The sequence below is a fragment of the Vibrio sp. T13N genome (genome assembly GCF_032970445.1).
Taxonomy (GTDB): Bacteria; Pseudomonadota; Gammaproteobacteria; order Enterobacterales; family Vibrionaceae; genus Vibrio; species Vibrio diabolicus.
The window spans coordinates 72,802-93,764 of sequence record NZ_JAWJYE010000009.1 but is presented as its reverse complement, the minus strand read 5'-3'; the positions used below and the strand labels follow the sequence as shown (position 1 = coordinate 93,764).

Sequence of the window (20,963 nt, the reverse complement as noted above, 5' to 3'; positions counted from 1 at the left end):
TCAATAGGAACCTATACGCATATTTGTCTTGTTTTAATAAAAGCCACTCAACTCTTGTTAAACATCAATTTCACTTTAAAATCGGGATCCTTATTCAAAATTTAGACCCACCAAATGAATTGATTTATCAAGAATGAAACAAATGAACAATGAATCAACAGGTTACTTCATCGTGTATTAATGTTATTGTGCGCTAAATTATTGACGCCCTTATAGGTATCCCACTTATAAGCCCTCTCACCTCGAGAAATTTTATTATTATCTAGGAGAATCACAGTGAAGTGGACTCGTGCCAACGCCTTTTGCATTGGTGTGTTCGCAGCTAGTCATGCTTTTGGGCAAACACTAGAGCAAGCGGTTGAAAACACATTAAAAACCAATCCTGACATCAAAAGTGCGTTCAATGAATTCGTTAGCAAGCAGTATGTGAATGAAGCATCTGGCGGTGCTTACCTCCCATCCGTAGATTTAGACGCCGGTATCGGTTATGAAGGCATTAACCCAGCAGAAGCAGGGCGAGATTCAACGGATCTGACAAGAAAAGAAGCGACCGTGACACTAACCCAGTTGATATGGGACGGTTCTGCGACACTTAACGATATGGATCGAACAGCAGCTGACGCAGAATCAGTTCGTTATCAACTGCTCGCTGATGCTCAAGACACGGCACTCGAAGTGGCAAAGGTTTACTTAGATTCAGTAAAAGCTTATGAAATTCTTACACTTTCAGAAAACAACTTGAAGGTTCATAAGAAGATCTACGAAGACATTAAAAAGCGAGTTAACTCAGGACTTGGGTCTACCGCTGACCTAACTCAAGTAGAAGCTCGTTTAGCAAAAGCTCACGGTAACTTGGTGGCGGCTCAGAACAACTTATATGACAGCCACACCACGTTTACACGCCTTGTCGGACAGTCCCCACAAGGATTGATTTTTCCGCGAGCGGACCAGAACTTTATTCCCTACACCATAGATGAAGCAATTGACTTGGCATTTGAATCGCATCCAGTAATCAAAATTTCGATGGCAGATGTAGACTCAGCGAAGTTCCAATATAAGCAATCTAAGGGAACTTACTATCCAACGATATCTGTAGAAGCGGCTCAAACGTGGCGTGATGATGCAAGCGGTATCGAAGGAAGCAGTGATGAAACGACAGCGATGCTGCGTATGCGTTACAACCTCTTTAATGGTGGTAGTGATGTCGCCAATGCTGAAAACTTTGCCTATCAACTAAACAAAGCCAAAGATTTACGAGAACGCGCATACCGCAGCGTTGAAGAAGGACTTCGTCTATCATGGAGCGCGCTAGATTTAACGCTTCAGCAAAAAGAGTTTCTGGCGGATCACGTAGATTCGGCATCTGAAACTGTTATCGCCTACGAGAAACAGTATCGCATCGGTAAACGAACCCTTTTGGATTTGTTAAATACTGAAAACGAGTTATTTGAAGCGAGAAAAAACTACTTGGATGCTCGATATTCAGAGCAATACGCGAAATACCGTGTAATGAATGCGACCGGCCAATTGTTAAATGCCTTGCGAGTCGATGTGCCTACGGAATGGAATGAAAAGGTGGAGTACTAATCATGAAACCAATGAAAATTCTATTTGCATTAAGCCTTCTCGCCGTTACTCAACAGGTTGTTGCTGAAGACGAGTATGACTATCGACCTGTACCAAGTGCAGAGCAAATCGCTGACCTTCAAGATGAAGATAACGATGGCGTCATCAACGCTCGAGATATGTGCCCTGGAACACCGGAAGGCTCAGAAGTCGACAATGACGGTTGCGGCGAATACATTAAAGCATCAGATAACATGCAAGTAAGAATACTTTTTGCCAATGATTCTGATGAAATCAATCCCGTGTTCAGAAGACAAGTACGTGAACTGTCCGATTTTTTAAAAGAATACCCTACTACGTCGATCGAACTGCACGGCTACGCGAGTAAAGTTGGTGGCTCTCAACACAACCAAGATCTATCAGAGAGACGAGCACGCAATGTCCGTGAGGCGCTATTGAGCTACAACATCGAACCGAGCAGAGTTCGTATTGTTGGCTTTGGAGATACTCACCTAGCGCAACAAGGTACCGATGAAGTCAGCCACGCTTTAAACCGCCGAGTAACTGCTTCTGTCGTTGGTTATAAAGGCGAGATTAAAAAAGAGTGGACAATATTCACTACCCTCCCTGAAAGGTAAAAATATCTGTATTAATGTTTGTTCAAACAAGCATTAATAAACCTAGAATGACATAAGAAAAGGAGCTTCGGCTCCTTTATTTTTACTCATTGCAATAACCGTATTATGCTTTAGGAATCGGCACTTTAGTGTTACCCTAGCGGCGTCATAACAACGAGAGTTTTGAAATGAGCAAACTTACATCAGATATCCAAGCAAACCTTGACCTTTTTGTTGCAGAAACAAAAGAAAACCAACTGGTTTGGGGTTTACGCAATGAAGAAGGTTGGCTATCTTGCGATTCAACTGAATTCGAAAACAGTGAAGTCATGCCTTTCTGGTCTTCTAAAGAAGATGCAGAAGCGCACAATGTTGAAGAATGGGCTGACTTCACTGTACTAGAAATCCCACTAGATATCTTTGTTGAAGATTGGCTTTTAACTCTTGCAGAAGATGGTGTTCTTGTTGGTACTAACTGGAACGATCAGCTAGAAGGCAAAGAAATGGAGCCTCAAGATCTAGCAAAGCTTTACATTGCATAACGACTCCTAGACCTCAACTTTATGTTGGGGTCTTTCTTTTGATGCTCTTTTTTTGATATATCGACCAAGTGCATAGTTTTCCTATTCTTTTTCTTCGTACACCCAACTCAATCACAACGCTGATCAATTAATAGCGCTATGATTCTCCAATTCCAAAGCAACAAAAGAACATAAGGCACGTTTAAATATGCGCACGCTCTATCCTTTGCTTGCGTCACTCTTACTCGCCCCGGTATATGCTAGTGACACTCAAGATATTGAGCCAGAACAAAATATCACGCAGTGGCACGCCGTTTATCAAACCACATTGAGAAGTAATCCTGACTCAGCATTAAGCATGCTTCAAGATCGATACCACACAGCGAAATCGCACAGCGAAAAACTCTACGTCAGCGGGCTGATTTATGAATACATGTCGAACATAAAACAGCCGTACTATGGTAGCAGCCAAGTTCTCAACAATAACTTTGCTCAGTTAGAGTCAGAGTACATTCTTGCCTTAAATGAACGTAAGCATGGTAGTTATGACGCCTCAGTAAATAGCTTTTCTTCGTTGCGAAAAAAAATGAAGCAGACTTCAGATTCTGAAGGCAAAGCTTTGATGAACTATCAGCTCTGTTATACCTTGAATCAACAAGGTCGTTATCACAAAGCAAACTTTTATTGCTCGTCGTTAGAAAGCCATCTAAGTCAACAACATCAAGAACACTTCCCTATTGATCTCGCGTTACGTGTGGTAGCGAATAACTATAACTATCGTGGCGACTATGAAAAAGCGCTGAGTCTTTATAGAAAGCTGCTGGCGAACATGTCTGCTCAAAGCGATCCTTCTGGCATTTACAATGACGTCGGAAATTTACTTGCAGAGCTTGGGCAGTTTGAACAATCAGAACAATATCTCATCCAAGCCCTACTCGCTCGTCAAGATGAAGGGACACCACTCAAAGTCGCCCAAGTCGAACATAGCCTTGGGGCAATGTATAAGAAATCCAAAGAATTCGATAAAGCCATCAATCATTATCAAAATGCATTAACAATACTCAACCAGCTCCACTACCCATATGGTCAAGGGTTAAGCTACTTAGGGCTGTCTGCGGTTTTAGCCGAAAGTGGGCAACTGGATACCGCAGTAGATTACATTAGAAAAGCTTTAGACATTGCTGAAACGTATGAAAATACGCACCTCGAAACGGAAGGACATTTAGCTGCTGGGTTCGCGTATTTGAAAAACCATGCTACTGAAAAATCGATTGCACATGGCAAAGTCGCGTTAACACTAGCGATCAATAACTCTAGGCCATTATTACAGGCACAAGCTCAATTACTCCTTTCCAAAGCGTACCAAGCCCAAGGTGATTATAAACTGGCATTAGAGCACCACGAAGCCTATTCAAACATTGAATTGGCCAACCGAGACGCTAGCAATATTAAAGCATTAGAGGCATTAGACCTCACAAAGAAAGAGTACGAATATGATCTTCAAGTCGCTCGGTTGAATAATGAAAAAAGCTTAAATCAGCATCAATTTGAGAAGCTTACCGATCAAAAGCGCACTTATAATTTTGTGGTTTCCTGTTTGTTGGTCTTGTTCATTCTGGCATTGATACTTCAGCGACAAACACGACAAAAAGCCAAAATAGATAGTCTAACATGTGCGTTGAATAGAGCGGCAATTATAGAGACCATCAAAGGTCAAACCTCCAAAGCGGACGAAGACTTCCGCTATGTTTTAGCATTAATCGACCTTGATGACTTTAAGACGATAAATGATCAATACGGTCATCCGACTGGCGACTTGGTGTTACAGCAAGTTTGCCAAGTGCTTAAAGCTAAGCTCAATAAGGGAGAGTATATCGGCCGTTTGGGTGGAGAAGAGTTTATCTTATTATTGAAAAACGTCGATGAAATTGACGTTCCTTTCCGGGTGCAAAGCCTACACAAAACGATTTCAGAGAAGTGCGTACGCACGGTAAATAATAGTGATTTGAGTGTAACTGCTAGCTTGGCCTATCTATCAACATCAATGCCGCTTACCAACTTTGATGAACTTTATTCGATACTAGACCAAGCTTTATACCAGGCTAAAAAGCAGGGAAAAAACATCATTATAGACGCATACGATGAGCCAATTAGCCTAAGTTCTGACTATGTTAGCCAGTAAAGCAAGGCACGACTAAACGTCAGCAGCCTGCTTGTTCACAAGAGACTGCATTACGGTCTCTTTATTGTTTAGGTAATCATCTAAGCCAGCTTTGCGCAAATCGCACGATGGGCAATCACCGCAACCATCACCAATGACCCCGTTGTAGCAGGTCAACGTATTTTCACGAACCAGTTGCAACGCGTCATATTGATCAGCTAACGCCCACGTTTCTGCTTTATTTAGCCACATTAACGGTGTTTTGATCGTCAGGTTACGGTCCATCCCTTTCACCAAAGCCGTGTTCATTGCTTTCACAAAATCGTCACGACAATCTGGATAACCACTAAAGTCAGTTTCACACACGCCAGTAATTACGGTTTCAGCCCCAATTTGGTAGGCGTAAATTCCTGCGAGCGTTAAAAATAGAATGTTACGGCCAGGAACAAAAGAGTTTGGTAGGCCGTTTTCTTGCAATTCGTGTGAGACAGGGATGTCATCACGCGTGAGAGAGCTAATCGCAAGTTCGTTTAAAAGGCCAACATCCATCACTTTATGCGCTTTGACGCCAAGATCCTTTGCGATCTTTTGTGCCACTTCTATCTCTAACTTGTGGCGCTGACCATAATCAAAAGTAATGGCATGAACTTCATCAAACTCTTTAAGTGCTTGAACCAGACAAGTCGTGGAATCCTGACCACCACTAAAAACAACAACGGCTTTTTTCATTTCTCTCTCCGCTCTTAAGCAATACTTAGATATTTATGAGTTTGAACAGACAAGCGCCAATTGCGAGCAATGCACGTTTCAATACACAATTGCGTTGCACGAGGCTTTTGGCTAATAGGCTGCAATGCAATGACAGTCTCAACCGCGACATTCGCATTTGCCAATAGCTCATCAAGGTGGTCGATGTCTTTTTGTGTACCAACAGGGTGCTTAATCTCATTCGCACGCTCTAACGCGCTATTGAGAACTGGAAGTTTACCCTTCATCGCCACTTTTGGTGACACGGTCACCCATGTATTTTCTGACGTGATGACTTCTGATGTGCCACTCGTTTCAATTTGGCATTGGCAACCCATATCCTCAAACGCTTTTGTTAAAGGGCGGAGGTCATAAATACAAGGCTCCCCACCAGTAATCACGATATGTTTAGCATTAAAGCCTTGCAGTTGATATTGCTCTACGATGTTCTCGGCAGATGCGACGCACCATGTCGGAGAATCTTCCGTCTTCACCAAAATATCACCAATTTGACGTTGGTCATTCTCATCTGCATACCACGTTTGTTTGGTATCGCACCATGAGCAACCAACCGGACACTCTTGAAGGCGAACAAAAACAGCAGGTACTCCAGTGAAAACCCCTTCCCCTTGGATGGTTTCAAACATCTCATTTAGCTTATACAACGTAGAACTCACTCAACTCATAATACTTCGAGGCGAAGACCTTAATGGACACACGTGTCTAGGTCAATTTAAACCAAAAATTAATTGTTAAAATAGACCATTTTGTAGTTTCATAGTCGCGGTGAGCGTAGGTTTCTGGTTAGCGTTATACCAAACCTTATTCACTTACAGTTCCCAAAAACTTTAAGGTAAGAAATGATGTATAAACTGATCGCATTAGATATGGATGGCACACTGCTCAATAGTGATAAAGCAATCTCTGAAGAAAACAAACAAGCGATCGCAAAGGCTCGAGAAGCAGGCGTTACTGTCGTTCTCGCTTCTGGTCGCCCATTAGAAGGAATGCAAGGCAAGCTAGACGAACTGAATATCCATTCCGATAAAGATTTTGTCCTTTTCTACAATGGCTCTATGGTTAAGAACGTAGGAACAAATGAAATCATCCACCAGCAAATCATTGATGGTAAGGCAGCTAAATTAGTCGCTCGTAAAGCGAAAGAATTAGGCGCTTATGTGCACGCATTCAGCCAAGTACATGGCTTGATCACCAATGAGAAAAACCCATACACTGACATCGAAGCCAACATTAATGGCTTAAATGTAACAGAGATTAATTTTGAATCGCTAGAAGATGATCATCCAATCATCAAAGCAATGATGGTTGCCGAGCCAAGTAAGTTAACTGAGGTCATCGCTGCGCTTCCGTCTGAAATACGTGAAGAGTTTACGGTGGTTCAAAGCGCCCCGTTTTTCCTGGAATTTCTTAACCCAGCGAGCAACAAAGGTATTGGTGTTGCTGCAATTGCTGAGTATCTAGGTATTCAACCGGAAGAAGTGATCTGTATGGGTGATGCTGAAAATGACCACCACATGCTGAAGTACGCTGGCCTTGGTATCGCGATGGGAAATGCGATGGAAGAGACCAAACAAATCGCTGATTACATTACGGCAAGTAATGATGAACACGGTGTAGCTAAAGCGATTGAAAAATTCGTCCTTAACGCTTAATTCCTCCGCCGCAATGGCGTCAGAGATACGCAAAGCCACATTGTTGAGCTACTCAACGTACAAAAAAGCCTTGCTKTAMAGCAAGGCTTTTTTTTTTACTCGTATGCCTGAGAAAGAAAGCATACAACCATCAATCTAGCACTGTTTCTCTCTGTTGTTTTTCATGAATCAGCTTTCTTGCAAGCAAGATAAACAGCAACATCAACAATGGATAATGCAACGTCGACAATACCAATGACCACAAACCACTAAACGAGACAACAGAGCTTGAGTATAAATAAAGTTGCTCAACGAATACCAACGCAAGCGTTACAAAAATCATCTGACGAGAATCCAAATGCACTTTTGACTCTCTAAACGTCATAACCAATGCTGATGCCGTAATTAAAATAGCCAACCAACGACCAAACACAGGTAATGGCCAGATAACAGAGATGACCGCCGTTACCGCAGTCATAATGAACCAGACGCCTTTTGAGCTCAGCACTTGATCAACATTCACGTCTTGATTTGTTTCCAATCGCAGAACATGCCAGGCCACCAAGCTTCCTAACAGCGCACCAAACAACATATCTAAGAAAAAGGCGCTACCAAGGAAAAACTTACATAACATAATAGTAAGCGTGATGAGCATCATGACAGCGGTCGTACCATTCAAACCGAAATAGTGTGTTCTCTGAAATAAAAAGGTTAAMACACAAAACCAAACGGCAATAGGCAAACTTGGAAAACTAAATCCAAAGCTGTGTGTTAACTCCATCATTGGTATATAGACATGCGGGCGAGGAAGCGCAAAGCCCTGTTGAGCTACAAGTACCATCAGGGACGTCGCGCTAATAGCGAAAAAGAGTCGGAATACAAATCGACTGCCAAAACGCATCATTACTAACGGAAATAGAAAAAGCAGTATCGTAGGTTCTGTCAGTTCTATAACAAGATTTGAGATCTGATTCGCTACCTCGAAACTCGTTTCTGATAAAGCTCCTACCCAGCTTTGTAAGTCTTTCATCCACCTCAATTCAATCTGACGAAATGAAGGCGCGGATTCGATCAGCTGAGTCACATAAGATGCGGACTGCTGAGTAGCTTGTTCAAAAAACTGAATGGCTTGTGGCCATTGAGCGGGATAGCGGTACAAAAATGATGGCAGCGCGGATGGTCCAAGTAACATTGCAGATGCGATTTCTACTCCGTAGTGAGGAGCAAACCAAATAGGTAACTCATTCCCACCTAAGGAATTGTTCATCGAAAAAGCAATAATCTCAGAGTCTGATATGCAATCGTAATAAACCGCGGTGTCTGTTCTGCCAAGTTCCTCCCCAACCGTGACCACTAAACCCGTTTCTTCCCACGTTTCTCTTTGCGCAGCAACTTTGGGGGATTCTCCATCAATAATTGTCCCACCAGGTAGAGAAATCTTATCCGTCAATATTTCATGAACTAGCACTAACTTGTCGTCAGCACGAACAACACAGAGCGCCCCTTTTACTTCGCTCGCGGCAGCTTTAGCCGTAGAGATTGGTGAAACAGGTAACAAAATAAAACAAAGGATGAGTAATAACAGCTGTCTCAACACAAAATATGACCTTAAGTAAACATTATGATAGCCAATGAATAATGGCAGTTAATCTTATCTTTTTCGATAAAAATTAAGTAACGAGTTATGCCAAACAACGTTGATCGAATAAAGCATGATCTTGAAGCTCATTGGAGAGTAATTTAATGCAAACCTGACAAAAATCAGACAAAACATGAAATGTTGATCGCAATTCTGCCAGTTATATGAAGGTAGCGTCAGGATAAAGTCATACACATTTTATGGGTTCTCAAAGTTGGAACAATAAAAAAGGGCTTATTATTCGAAAACAATAAACCCTGCTTATGATAACTATGCGCTGTTCGTTGAAACCAAGAATGAATTCTACCTCAAGTCACCAACGAATCAGCTTTTGAATGCTTGATGGTTAGTTAGACTTGCAATGTGCGTCGCGAACTTCTTGCCAAACACCCCAAGGTCCAGAGTCTGCGGGGTTATCGCCTTGAGTCCACCACTGCGCCTGCCACACTTTGCCATTCCAAGTAACGTTATCTCCTTTGAGATACACCGTACTCGCTCGCCATTCTGCTGCGCAGTGATCTGTTGGAGGCGTTGTCACTGTTTTCGCTTGAGCCGACACTAGCGCCTGATATTGTGTGCTGGTCTTATCAATGTTGAAGTTCAAAGCAACTCTTGCTTCTCCCGCCTGAGCTGCTCCAAATTCGACATCGACACGACAACTTGCATTCATTGCTAACGTCGCCTGAGAACACTGATCATTTGCAATAACGGCAGCATCAGCAACGCCAGAAGCAAACGCGCGAACGTTTTCTACAGTGAACGTCGTGTTACCTGAATTTTTGATAACAAAACTATGTTGCTGCAACTCGCCAACATTAAATGATGCCAATGTCTGTTCGGTGGTATACCCAACAGAAACATTCTCTTTCGGAGGTGTAGTCGTGCCAATGACACCATTAACAAAATTACGCATGGCGGCGATATCGCTATAAACACCATACATACCCGGACGAGCACAACCTATCCCCCAACTGACCACACCAAGTTGAGTAATTACGCCACCACGATTAATAACGATTGGGCCACCGCTATCTCCCTGACAGGAATCTATCCCACCTTGAGGAATTCCCGCGCAGAAAGACACCTCTCCAACGGTTGTGTAATTACCACCGGCTTGACGACAAGTCGTGTCCGACACGAGCGGAACGTCAACCTCTTGCAATCGATATGGAGAGCTTCCTCCTTCAGAGGTTCTCCCTAAACCTGCGACTGTAAGCCAATCTCCGATGCTGGCGTATTGCGTTAGACTGCCATCGGCAATTTCAACCGCGGCAACACCTTGAGGTACAGAGTCCAACTTTAATACTGCGAGATCATGAGAAAGCGTTGCTCGGCGATATGCCGGGTGCATGTGGATTTCACTCACGTTAGATCGAACACCGTCAGTGCCATTGTAAACGACGCCACCAATTTTAACCGCAATCTGATTCGGTGAATCACCCTCGACACAGTGTGCCGCAGTCAGGACGTAGCCATTCCCAATATAACTGGCACCACAATATGATCGGTTACCATAACGGCTAACAATTTGGGTGTAGAATCTCCACTCACTAGGATCAGCAGTGATGCCGCCTACGATCTGGGGTTGTATAGTGTGATTTTGTGTCTGTGACAAATCATCAGCACTTGCGAACATTGGCAAAACAGCCAACGCAAGTAACGATTTTGTTAGTTTCAAAATATTGTCCTCTTGTTTTTGTAAGCACGATCCTCGTGCTACTAATAAACAAGCAGACAAAAACGCCAATACCAATGTGGGCGCATATTAATTTACTAACATTGCGAGCAACTTATAGAGAAAAGTCTATTGACGAACTGAATGATTTCAATTCGCTAGAATGTGTATCACAATATTAAAATTAAGCATGGCCATTAGCTCAACGGCTTTCTTAGATAGTGAATATGGTGTGCAAACCCTTGTTTTTCATACAAAGAGATTGCACCCTGGTTAAAGTGCCATACTTCAACAAACATCTGTTTTGCACCGTAATCAGAGAACGTTGACTCAATTTTGTTAATCAATGCCTGAGCCGTGCCTTGTTTCCGAAACTCAGGTAACACATAGAGCTCATCCACACTTCCCATCATAACCGGCTGACTGACGGTAGAAACAAGTTCACAGAAATGACCAGAGATAAAACCAATAATTTCATCTCCTTGTTTTGCTACATAAACAAGACATTCAGGATCATCAATGTATCGAGCAATACTTTTTTCTTGCTCTATCTCCTCTGCAGTTTTGAACAGCTCAGGAGATTGAAGATGATGCTCATCATGCAGCTCAAACATAAGGTCGTTGAGCGACTCAAGGTCGCTAAAACACGCAGATTTAATTACAAACGTGGTCATACAAAGGGTCACTAAAAATTGAATGGCTGTAGTTTGTGAGGAAAATGCCGTATTGGCAAGTCACAAAATTGCCTGCACGAGACGTTTACGCGATCTACAAACAAAAAAGCCCCTGCACTTAATAAGCGTACAGAGGCAGAACCAACCTACAGAGTTCGAGGATCAGGGGTTAGTTAGAATTGAGTTTTGATTAGCGTCTTAACACTCGTTCAATTTCGTTCAAGCTACTTGGGTCATCAATCGTTGACGGAACGGTGTATTTTTCACCATCGGCTATTTGACGTATGGTTCGGCGCAGAATTTTACCCGAACGTGTTTTCGGTAAGCGATCCACAACCAATGCATGCTTAAAGCAGGCAACTGCACCGATCTCACTACGTACCTTGCCAACAAGCTCACCTTCAAGATCAAGCTCGTCCACTTTGACACCATCTTTAAGTACCACAAAGCCAAGTGGGAGTTGCCCTTTCAGATCATCGTGAATACCCACCACTGCACATTCCGCAATCGCCGGATGACCACCGACAATTTCTTCCATTTCGCCTGTCGATAAACGATGCCCCGCGACATTAATCACGTCATCAATACGTCCCATAATGAACAGGTAACCGTCTTCATCCAAATAGCCACCATCACCTGACACATAGTAGCCAGGGAATTGGCTGAGGTAACCGGTTTCAAAACGGTCATGGTTACGCCAAACCGTTGGCAGACAACTCGGTGGCAGCGGACGTTTTAATGCGACAAAGCCTTGTTGGTTAGGCCCGACCGACTCTCCAAGTTCATTCAGAATCTCGACCTGATAACCCGGAATTGGCTTCGTCGAAGAACCCGCTTTAACTGGCATCATTTCAACACCTGTTGGGTTGCCCGCGATAGCCCAACCCGTTTCCGTTTGCCACCAGTGGTCAATAACGGGTTTGTCTGCTTTGCTCTGAACCCATTCCAGTGTTGGAGGGTCAAGGCGTTCTCCTGCCATAAAGATGGTTTTCAATTTAGAGAGATCATACTGTTTTAAAAACTCACCTTCTGGATCTTCTTTCTTGATCGCACGGAACGCTGTCGGGGCAGAGAACAACGCATCTACTTTGTATTCGTCACACACTCGCCAGAATACACCAGGATCCGGTGTTCGGACGGGCTTGCCTTCGAATAAGATTGTTGTGCAACCGTGAATCAGTGGCGCGTAAACAATGTAAGAGTGCCCTACTACCCAGCCAACATCAGATGCCGCCCAAAATACGCCATCTTGAGGAATGTTGTAGATTGCGCTCATAGAGTACTTCATCGCGACGGCATGGCCACCGTTATCACGCACAACGCCTTTTGGCTTACCTGTCGTACCCGAAGTATAAAGAATGTAGAGTGGATCGGTTGCTAACACCGGAACACAACCGTGTGGCAACGCTTGGTTGTACTCTTGCTGCCAATCCAGATCTCTTTCTTGGTTTAGATCGGCTTCGCACTCAGGACGCTGGAATATAAATACTTTTTCAGGCTTCCATCGGCTGTCCATAATGGCCTTGTCTACCATTGGCTTATATGGAATAACTTTGTTGATCTCAATACCACATGACGCCGTCATGATGACTTTCGGCTCTGCATCTTCAATTCGTACAGCAAGTTCATTAGGTGCAAAACCACCGAATACAACGGAGTGAATCGCCCCCAAACGCGCACAGGCTAGCATCGCCATTGCGGCTTCTGGAATCATCGGCATGTAAATAACGACTCGGTCGCCTTTTTCAACGCCTTGGGCAGACAGCATGCCGGCAATTTTTGCCACTTGGTCACGCAGGTTACTATAGGTATACGTGGTTTTATTGCCGGTTACTGGCGAGTCATAAATGAGTGCCGTATTATCACCGCGTCCTTGCTCGCAATGGTAATCCAATGCTAACCAGCACGTATTCATTACACCATCTGGAAACCAACGTTCTATGCCGTTTTCATCAGATTTCAAGATAGTTTTAGGAGATTCGAACCAATCGATATTCTCCGCTTGAGCGTGCCAAAAACTCTCCGGTTCGTTTTTCGCCCATAAATATTCTTTTTCGTATGAAGACATATTGCTTCCTCCAGTATGTCCTGACATTGCTCTCGTTCTATTCAAAGACCGTTCTTTTCACTCAAAGACATCAGAGGGTACACGCACAAATCCCTCCATTAGTATTCTCGCACTTCGGCTCATGATGGCTTTTTGCACCACCCAGCCCTGCTCAGTTTGCTTCGCTTGTGCTCCAACTTTTAACGTTCCTGAGGGGTGGCCAAAAGTCACTGACTCTTTTTCACCGCCACCAGCAGCCAAGTTAACCAACGTACCCGGTACACACGCCGCTGAAGCGATAGCAACAGCTGCTGTTCCCATCATTGCATGGTGAAGTTTGCCCATCGACAACGCACGAACCAACACGTCTATGTCCGTATCATTTACCGCTTTGCCACTTGAAGACAGGTAACTTTTCGGTTTAGAAACAAACGCAATTTTCGGTGTGTGCTGGCGTGTTTGAGCTTCTTCTAAATCAGAAATCAGGCCCACTTTTAATGCGCCATGTGCACGGATGGATTCGAACATCGCTAATGCTGTGTCATCGTTGTTGATATCGTCTTGCAGCTCGGTGCCCTGATATCCAATCGATTCAGCATCAATAAAAATGGTTGGTATGCCCGCGTTAATAAAGGTCGCGTTGAACGTACCCACATCCGGCACCACTAAATCATCAACTAAGTTGCCTGTTGGGAACATGCTGCCCTCGCCATCAGAAGGGTCAACGAAATCGACTTGAATCTCAGCGGCTGGAAACGTCACGCCATCAAGCTCAAACTCGCCGGTTTCTTGGACGAAACCATTAACAATTGGAACGTGAATCAAGATGGTTTTGCTGATGTTCACCTGCCAAACACGCACCGTCACAATGCCATTTTCTGGAATGCGATCTTGTGGAATCAGCCCAGCATGAATGGCGAAGGGACCAACTGCCGCAGACAAGTTGCCGCAGTTACCACTCCAATCGACGAATGGTTTGTCGATCGACACTTGTCCAAACAAGTAGTCAACATCGTGATCTGCTCGGCTACTGCGAGAAACAATCACTGTTTTACTGGTGCTGGAGGTCGCACCACCCATGCCATCAATTTGCTTCGCGTAAGGATCCGGGCTGCCGATAACACGTAACAACAGCTTGTCACGCGCGGCTCCAGCCACTTGCGTTTCTTGAGGCAAATCCTCTAGGTTGAAAAAGACACCTTTACTCGTGCCGCCACGCATGTACGTCGCGGGCACTTTTATTTGGCTTGTTTGATTCGGAGTATTATTTGACATACGCACTCCTTATTGCGCCAAGAAATCTTGCGCAAAACGCTGCAGAACACCGCCCGCGTTGTACACATGAACTTCGTCAGCGGTATCTAGGCGACACGTAACAGGAACGTCGACTTTCTCACCGTTGCTACGTGTAATAACCAAGGCTAAATCTGCACCCGGCTTGATTTCTCCAACCACGTCGTAAAGCTCAGTACCATCCAGCTCTAGCGTATTGCGGTTAACGCCTGGCTTAAATTGCAGTGGTAGTACACCCATGCCAACCAAGTTAGTACGGTGAATACGCTCAAAGCCTTCAGCAACAATGGCTTCTACGCCTGCCAAACGAACACCTTTTGCTGCCCAGTCACGAGATGAACCCTGACCGTAATCAGCACCAGCGACTACAATCAGTGGCTGTTTACGGTTCATGTAGGTCTCAATCGCTTCCCACATGCGTACAACCTGACCTTCTGGTTCGATTCGCGCCAGAGAACCCTGAACCACTTCACCGTTCTCTTTCACCATTTCGTTAAATAGTTTCGGGTTAGCAAAGGTCGCACGTTGCGCCGTTAAGTGATCGCCACGGTGAGTCGCGTAAGAGTTGAAGTCTTCTTCCGGTACGCCCATTTTGGCAAGGTATTCACCCGCCGCGCTGCTCGCCATGATCGCGTTGGATGGTGACAGGTGGTCAGTCGTGATGTTGTCGCCCAGAATCGCTAATGGACGCATTCCAGAAAGTGTTCTTTCACCCGCTAACGCACCTTCCCCTTCTTTTTGCCAATAGGGAGGACGGCGAATGTAGGTACTCATCGGGCGCCAGTCGTAAAGCGGACTAGAGCTTTTCTCTGCGTCATCCAGCTTAAACATCTGGATATAAACTTGGTTAAACTGCTCTGGCTTAACGTGTTTGCCGACAACTGCATCGATCTCTTCATCGCTTGGCCACAAATCATTTAAGTAAATTGGTTTACCGTTTTGGTCGGTACCCAGAGCATCGCGCTCAATATCAAAACGAATGGTACCTGCTAACGCATAAGCGACAACCAATGGTGGTGATGCAAGGAAAGCTTGTTTCGCGTAAGGATGGATTCGTCCATCAAAGTTACGGTTACCAGACAGTACGGCTGTCGCGTACAAATCACGGTCGATGATCTCTTGTTGGATTTTTGGATCCAACGCACCACTCATACCATTACATGTGGTACATGCGTAACCGACGATACCAAAACCAAGTTTCTCTAACTCTGGTAATAAGCCCGCTTCTTCCAGATACAGGCGCGCTACCTTAGAACCCGGAGCAAAAGACGACTTCACCCAAGGTTTACGTACAAGGCCGAGCTCGTTGGCTTTCTTCGCCACAAGGCCAGCAGCAACCACGTTTCTTGGGTTACTGGTATTTGTACATGAGGTAATAGCAGCGATGATCACTGCACCATCTGGCAACTCGCCTTCTTTCTCTTCCCACGCACCAGAAATGCCACGCTGCGCCAACTCAGATGTTGGTAAACGGCGGTGAGGGTTTGACGGGCCGGCCATGTTACGACTTACTGATGATAAATCGAACTCAAGTACGCGCTCATAAACGGCAGTATCTAGATCGTCAGCCCAAAGACCGGTTTGTTTTGCGTATTTTTCTACTAGAGCAACTTGCTCTTCATCTCGACCAGTTAGTTTCAAGTAATTGATGGTCTGCTCATCAATATAAAACATGCCAGCTGTCGCGCCGTATTCTGGTGTCATATTTGAAATAGTTGCGCGGTCTCCGATCGTTAGATCGCGTGCACCTTCACCAAAGAATTCAAGATATGAAGAGACGACACGCTCGTTGCGTAGGAATTCAGTAATCGCGAGGACAATATCCGTTGCGGTAATGCCCGGTTGACGTTTACCCGTTAGTTTTACACCAACAATATCAGGTAAACGCATCATTGATGGTCGGCCAAGCATTACGGTTTCAGCTTCCAGACCACCAACACCGATCGCGATAACGCCCAATGCATCAACGTGCGGCGTGTGACTGTCCGTACCCACACAGGTATCTGGGTAGGCAATACCCTGCTTCGCTTGCACCACAGGAGACATTTTCTCCAAGTTGATTTGGTGCATAATGCCGTTACCCGCAGGAATCACGCTTACGTTCTCAAACGCTGTTTTACACCACTCGATAAAGTGGAATCGGTCTTCATTACGGCGCTCTTCAATCGCGCGGTTTTTGTCGAAGGCATCAGGTTCAAAGCCCGCATGCTCAACCGCTAAAGAGTGGTCGACGATCAGCTGAGTCTCAACCACAGGGTTCACTTTTGCAGGGTCGCCGCCCTGATCCGAAATGGCATCGCGCAGACCCGCTAAATCGACTAGAGCGGTCTGACCAAGAATGTCATGACAAACAACGCGTGCTGGATACCAAGGAAAATCAAGATCACGTTTACGTTCAATTAACTGTTTCAGGCTATCCGTCAATGTGTTCGGTTCACAGCGACGGACCAGTTGCTCAGCTAGCACGCGGGAGGTATAAGGGAGTTTTTCATAGGCTCCAGGAGAAATGGCATTGACGGCTTCGCGTGCATCAAAGTAATCCAGTTGAGTTCCCGGAAGCGGCTTACGATATTGGGTATTAATATTTGTGTTCATGGTTTGCTTCCATTCAGTCTGTACATCTTGCCTTCATCAACGTTTTTCCATTGCTCCAGAAACATCGTGATGAGAGGGACTCCTTCCTCTGTCAGAGAGAGGTACAAAGGAAGGAGGTGGTCAATCAAAGCATATGTGCCCTGATTGACCTTCGCGCTAGCGATTCTCGATAGGTACCCATTCTTGATGGTCTGGGCCCGTGTAATCAGCACTTGGGCGAATGATACGGTTATTGGCACGTTGCTCATAAACGTGTGCCGCCCAGCCCGTTAAACGACTCATCACAAAAATTGGTGTGAACAGCTTGGTTGGAATGTCCATGAAGTGGTAAGCCGATGCATGGAAGAAGTCCGCATTACAGAACAGACCTTTCTCTCGCTTCATCACTGATTCCACACGCTCAGAAACAGCATATAGATGTGTATCACCGACTTGCTGTGACAGCTCTTTAGACCAGCGCTTAATCAACGCGTTACGAGGATCACTTTCGCGATAGATGGCATGGCCAAAGCCCATGATCTTGTCTTTGTTGGCCAGCATTTTCATGATGTTCGCTTCCGCCTCGTCTGGCGTTTGCCAATCTTCAATCATTTCCATCGCCGCTTCGTTTGCGCCGCCGTGAAGTGGCCCACGAAGTGTACCGATTGCTGCCGTGATACAAGAATGAATGTCTGACAACGTTGATGCACAAACACGCGCTGCAAAAGTTGATGCGTTGAATTCATGCTCAGCGTAAAGGATTAAGGAACAGTGCATCACTTGCTTATGTAGCGCTGATGGCTCTTTATCTGTAAGCAATCGCAAGAAGTAACCGCCGATGCAGTCTTCGGTTTGATCTTCTGTATCGATACGAACGCCATCGTGACTAAAACGATACCAGTAACAGATGATAGCTGGGAAAAGCGCTAGCATACGTTCCGTCGAATGCAATTGCTCATCGAAGCTCATTTCTTGCTCTAGGTTTCCTAACACAGAACAACCAGTGCGCATCACATCCATTGGATGAGCAGTAGCAGGAATAAGCTCTAACGCTTGCTTAAGCTCAGTTGGTAAGCCGCGAAGGTTTAAGAGATGTGTCTTGTACGCATCCAGTTCTTTCTGAGTTGGTAAGTGACCGCGTAACAGAAGATGTGCAACTTCTTCAAATTGAGCATTATTGGCAAGGTCAGTAATATCGTAACCTCGATAAGTCAGACCGGTCCCCGTTTTTCCGACAGTACATAAAGCTGTGCTTCCGGCGCTTTGACCGCGTAGGCCTGCACCACCTAACTCTGCTTTCTTTTCTGCAGTTTGAGACATTGTTTGAACTCCTTTTCTGTCTGGCTTTGCCCTCTTTGGAGCGTTTTTTAGCCAGACGAATTTCACGTTATTGAATTAGATAAATTCCGATTATCTTTTCTTGGGCTTCCGTCTATCTTTTCTTTTCCCGCTATTTTCCTTCAGAGAATAGCTGGTCAAGTTTGTCTTCGTAATCGTGGTAGTTCAGGTGCTGATACAACTCTTTGCGTGTTTGCATTGAATCAACCAAAGCTTCCTGATTGCCCACTTCTAGCAAATGCTTATAAACCGTTTCAGCGGCTTTGTTCATGGCTCGGAACGCACTTAACGGGTAAAGCACCATATCGACTTTCGCTTTTGCAAGCTCGTCGCAGCCGTACAGTGGCGTTGCGCCGAACTCGGTAATGTTGGCCAGAATAGGAACGTGCTTTCCAGTTGCTTGCTCAAGTGCGTTTGAGAACTGAAGGTACTGATCCAGCTTGGTCATCGCTTCTGGGAAGATCATGTCTGCGCCTGCTTCCACACACGCAATCGCACGCTCAATTGCACTGTCCATGCCTTCAACAGCTAGCGCGTCTGTACGAGCCATAATCACGAAGCTTTCATCATTGCGTGCGTCAACCGCGGCTTTTACGCGATCAACCATCTCTTGCTGGCTCACAATTGCTTTGTTCGGACGGTGCCCACAACGTTTCTGTGCGACTTGATCTTCCATATGAACCGCAGCAGCACCCGCCTTTTCCATTGCTTTGATCGTGCGAGCAATATTAAATGCGCCTCCAAAACCGGTGTCGATGTCGACCAATAGCGGTAAATCACACGCGTTAGTGATGCGATCAACATCGACCAGTACGTCGTTCAATGTTGTAATACCGAGATCCGGCAATCCGTATGACGCGTTTGCAATACCGCCGCCAGACAAATAAATCGCTTGATGCCCCAAGTTTTTCGCCATCATGGCGCAGTAAGGGTTAATGGTGCCGACAATTTGCAGCGGATTGTTTTGTTCAATGGCGAGTCTGAACTTCGCTCCCGGTGTTAAGCTCATGACGAATTCCTTCTAGTCTTTGTCTAAACTTTCTGTATGTATAATTTGCGATTGGATGAGCTTTCGACTTCCTGAGATGTGTCTTCTCATCAGCATTTCTGCAAGCTCTTCATCGCGATTACGGATGGCTTCCAGAATGAATTTGTGTTCAGTCAACGCTTCATTTGGACGAGATTGCGCGCGCGGTGACTGATAGCGGTACATGCGTAACAAGTGGTAAAGCTCGTCGCACAGCAGAGAAATCAGCTTGCTGTTTCGGCTTGCTTGGATGATGCGATAGTGAAAATCAAAATCTCCATGCTGATGGAAGTAAGAGGCTCCTTCCACTTGATCAATGTGCTTAGAATGTGTCGACAATAGCATTTCCAAGCTCAAGAGCTCTTCTTGCGTAATATGTCGCGCTGCTAACCTTGCCGCCATACCTTCTAGCGCTTCGCGAACCGCATAGAGTTCTATCAGCTTTTCTGGAGAAAAAGTGGTCACTCTAGCCCCGACATGAGGAATACGTTCAATGAGCCCTAGCCCCTCTAAACGCATTAATGCTTCACGCAAAGGACCCCGGCTGACTTGATATTTCTTCGCCAGTTCAGGCTCCGAGATTTTATGACCAGGCTTAACATCGCCATTCACAATTACTTCAATCAGTGTTTCTGTCAGTGTTTCTGACTTGGTGTGTTCTTTCTCAGAACCCAGTACTTTATAACGAGTTTTCAACTCAGAGTTCATACTCAGATACTCACGTTACCGACATCAAAATGTCTACAATTTCTTAACCTGAATATAAAGTAGTCGATCAAAGTGTCGACAATCAAGTAAATTGTCGACAATTTAGACTAAGGTCGTAATTTAAATCGATGAAAATCATCTATTACGAGCTAAATTGAGGGGTAATTGCGAAGGAAAAAGCAAATTGTCGACAACTAAACACCTCTTAACATCATGATATAAAAGAAAAACAATTAAGCTGTCGAACAATTAAGGATACAAAAAGTTATTCTTTAGATGAAAATTGCTCAAAAACTTGCTGCGATGTCATCTTTTGTGAGGTGGGATTGAGGTCATAATACGCGGGCTTTTCATCGGTAAAGATCTCTAATGTGAGTTTGAAATCTGGATTGTCGAACAAACCAGCGGAGAGAATGTACTCGCCTGTCGGTAACAAATGATAGAAAAGGTTTGTACCGCATTCGCCACAAAAACCTCTCACCGCCCAGTCAGACGATTGATAGCGCTTTGGCTCGGCCCCCTTAAACGTTACGTTAGAACCACAATGCACAGCATGGAGTGCTCCACTCGACCATTTTCGACACATCGAGCAGTGGCATAGACTCACTTCATTCTTAGCATCTGCGATCACTTCAATAGCACCGCACAAACATGTCCCTTTCATTCTCTGTTTCCTTATTCGTTTGATGTCATTCCATTATGACGCAATTGTTAGCACGCACGC

Annotated in this window: 17 protein-coding genes; 5 read left to right on the top strand and 12 right to left on the bottom strand. The window is 44.9% G+C overall.

Features of this window, described 5'->3' with window-relative positions; all coding sequences use genetic code 11:
- The first annotated feature begins 276 nt into the window (after positions 1-276).
- The 4 genes from R2S67_RS15845 (at position 277) to R2S67_RS15830 (ending at position 4,886) form a co-directional block, all read left to right on the top strand.
- Positions 277-1,587, top strand: coding sequence for a TolC family outer membrane protein (locus R2S67_RS15845; RefSeq protein ID WP_005395046.1), 1,311 nt, complete (start codon positions 277-279; stop codon positions 1,585-1,587).
- A gap of 2 nt (positions 1,588-1,589) precedes the next feature.
- A complete protein-coding gene (locus R2S67_RS15840; protein WP_046874949.1) occupies positions 1,590-2,204 on the top strand; it encodes an OmpA family protein in 615 nt (204 codons plus the stop codon).
- 167 nt (positions 2,205-2,371) lie between these two features.
- Positions 2,372-2,725 (top strand): DUF2750 domain-containing protein, encoded by a 354-nt coding sequence (locus R2S67_RS15835; RefSeq protein ID WP_005395049.1) that lies wholly within the window; start codon positions 2,372-2,374, stop codon positions 2,723-2,725.
- Positions 2,726-2,912: 187 nt separating this feature from the next.
- Complete coding sequence (locus R2S67_RS15830) at positions 2,913-4,886, top strand: tetratricopeptide repeat-containing diguanylate cyclase (protein WP_317345638.1); 1,974 nt, start codon at positions 2,913-2,915, stop codon at positions 4,884-4,886.
- Between the two features lie 12 nt (positions 4,887-4,898).
- On the opposite strand, the gene queC is transcribed toward R2S67_RS15830, so the two are convergent.
- Together queC and queE are read right to left on the bottom strand one after the other, a co-directional pair.
- On the bottom strand, positions 4,899-5,594 hold the full coding sequence (gene queC / locus R2S67_RS15825; RefSeq protein ID WP_048626429.1) for a 7-cyano-7-deazaguanine synthase QueC: 696 nt from the start codon (positions 5,592-5,594) through the stop codon (positions 4,899-4,901).
- A 14-nt stretch (positions 5,595-5,608) separates the two neighbouring features.
- Positions 5,609-6,259 (bottom strand): 7-carboxy-7-deazaguanine synthase QueE, encoded by a 651-nt coding sequence (queE, locus tag R2S67_RS15820; protein WP_041852955.1) that lies wholly within the window; start codon positions 6,257-6,259, stop codon positions 5,609-5,611.
- Between the two features lie 216 nt (positions 6,260-6,475).
- Between queE and R2S67_RS15815 the strand changes: the two genes are divergently transcribed.
- Positions 6,476-7,285, top strand: a complete 810-nt coding sequence (locus R2S67_RS15815) for a Cof-type HAD-IIB family hydrolase (protein WP_317345728.1) — start codon at positions 6,476-6,478, stop codon at positions 7,283-7,285.
- Between the two features lie 130 nt (positions 7,286-7,415).
- Here the strand turns inward: R2S67_RS15815 and R2S67_RS15810 are convergent, their stop codons facing one another.
- The 10 genes from R2S67_RS15810 to R2S67_RS15765 all read right to left on the bottom strand — a co-directional run bounded on the left by R2S67_RS15810 (position 7,416) and on the right by R2S67_RS15765 (position 20,903).
- Positions 7,416-8,861: a bifunctional NUDIX hydrolase/phosphatase PAP2 family protein gene (locus R2S67_RS15810; RefSeq protein WP_317345634.1), complete on the bottom strand. Its 1,446-nt coding sequence runs from the start codon at positions 8,859-8,861 to the stop codon at positions 7,416-7,418.
- 388 nt (positions 8,862-9,249) lie between these two features.
- The gene (locus tag R2S67_RS15805; protein WP_317345632.1) at positions 9,250-10,581 is read right to left on the bottom strand and encodes a trypsin-like serine protease; all 1,332 of its coding nucleotides are present in this window, start codon (positions 10,579-10,581) and stop codon (positions 9,250-9,252) included.
- A gap of 194 nt (positions 10,582-10,775) precedes the next feature.
- Positions 10,776-11,252, bottom strand: coding sequence for a GNAT family N-acetyltransferase (locus tag R2S67_RS15800; RefSeq protein WP_046874942.1), 477 nt, complete (start codon positions 11,250-11,252; stop codon positions 10,776-10,778).
- Positions 11,253-11,442: 190 nt separating this feature from the next.
- On the bottom strand, positions 11,443-13,320 hold the full coding sequence (locus tag R2S67_RS15795) for a propionyl-CoA synthetase (protein ID WP_317345630.1): 1,878 nt from the start codon (positions 13,318-13,320) through the stop codon (positions 11,443-11,445).
- 57 nt (positions 13,321-13,377) lie between these two features.
- Positions 13,378-14,574 carry a 2-methylaconitate cis-trans isomerase PrpF gene (gene prpF, locus R2S67_RS15790; protein WP_317345628.1) on the bottom strand — a complete coding sequence of 399 codons (1,197 nt, stop codon included), beginning with the start codon at positions 14,572-14,574 and terminating at the stop codon, positions 13,378-13,380.
- 9 nt (positions 14,575-14,583) lie between these two features.
- Positions 14,584-17,187: a Fe/S-dependent 2-methylisocitrate dehydratase AcnD gene (gene acnD / locus R2S67_RS15785; protein WP_317345626.1), complete on the bottom strand. Its 2,604-nt coding sequence runs from the start codon at positions 17,185-17,187 to the stop codon at positions 14,584-14,586.
- 156 nt (positions 17,188-17,343) lie between these two features.
- Positions 17,344-18,486 carry a 2-methylcitrate synthase gene (gene prpC / locus R2S67_RS15780; protein ID WP_012841784.1) on the bottom strand — a complete coding sequence of 381 codons (1,143 nt, stop codon included), beginning with the start codon at positions 18,484-18,486 and terminating at the stop codon, positions 17,344-17,346.
- A gap of 130 nt (positions 18,487-18,616) precedes the next feature.
- Positions 18,617-19,513 carry a methylisocitrate lyase gene (prpB, locus tag R2S67_RS15775; RefSeq protein WP_005395068.1) on the bottom strand — a complete coding sequence of 299 codons (897 nt, stop codon included), beginning with the start codon at positions 19,511-19,513 and terminating at the stop codon, positions 18,617-18,619.
- A 12-nt stretch (positions 19,514-19,525) separates the two neighbouring features.
- Positions 19,526-20,239 (bottom strand): GntR family transcriptional regulator, encoded by a 714-nt coding sequence (locus tag R2S67_RS15770; RefSeq protein WP_005395069.1) that lies wholly within the window; start codon positions 20,237-20,239, stop codon positions 19,526-19,528.
- 265 nt (positions 20,240-20,504) lie between these two features.
- Positions 20,505-20,903, bottom strand: a complete 399-nt coding sequence (locus tag R2S67_RS15765) for a GFA family protein (protein WP_182035096.1) — start codon at positions 20,901-20,903, stop codon at positions 20,505-20,507.
- Positions 20,904-20,963: the final 60 nt, after the last annotated feature.

Coding starts and splice junctions, on each gene's coding strand:
- R2S67_RS15840 (WP_046874949.1), top strand. CDS start 1,590: ATGAAACCAATGAAAATTCTATTTGCATTAAGCCTTCTCGCCGTTACT.
- R2S67_RS15835 (WP_005395049.1), top strand. CDS start 2,372: ATGAGCAAACTTACATCAGATATCCAAGCAAACCTTGACCTTTTTGTT.
- R2S67_RS15830 (WP_317345638.1), top strand. CDS start 2,913: ATGCGCACGCTCTATCCTTTGCTTGCGTCACTCTTACTCGCCCCGGTA.
- queC (WP_048626429.1), bottom strand. CDS start 5,594: ATGAAAAAAGCCGTTGTTGTTTTTAGTGGTGGTCAGGATTCCACGACT.
- queE (WP_041852955.1), bottom strand. CDS start 6,259: ATGTTTGAAACCATCCAAGGGGAAGGGGTTTTCACTGGAGTACCTGCT.
- R2S67_RS15815 (WP_317345728.1), top strand. CDS start 6,476: ATGTATAAACTGATCGCATTAGATATGGATGGCACACTGCTCAATAGT.
- R2S67_RS15800 (WP_046874942.1), bottom strand. CDS start 11,252: ATGACCACGTTTGTAATTAAATCTGCGTGTTTTAGCGACCTTGAGTCG.
- R2S67_RS15795 (WP_317345630.1), bottom strand. CDS start 13,320: ATGTCTTCATACGAAAAAGAATATTTATGGGCGAAAAACGAACCGGAG.
- prpF (WP_317345628.1), bottom strand. CDS start 14,574: ATGTCAAATAATACTCCGAATCAAACAAGCCAAATAAAAGTGCCCGCG.
- acnD (WP_317345626.1), bottom strand. CDS start 17,187: ATGAACACAAATATTAATACCCAATATCGTAAGCCGCTTCCGGGAACT.
- prpC (WP_012841784.1), bottom strand. CDS start 18,486: ATGTCTCAAACTGCAGAAAAGAAAGCAGAGTTAGGTGGTGCAGGCCTA.
- prpB (WP_005395068.1), bottom strand. CDS start 19,513: ATGAGCTTAACACCGGGAGCGAAGTTCAGACTCGCCATTGAACAAAAC.
- R2S67_RS15770 (WP_005395069.1), bottom strand. CDS start 20,239: ATGAACTCTGAGTTGAAAACTCGTTATAAAGTACTGGGTTCTGAGAAA.
- R2S67_RS15765 (WP_182035096.1), bottom strand. CDS start 20,903: ATGAAAGGGACATGTTTGTGCGGTGCTATTGAAGTGATCGCAGATGCT.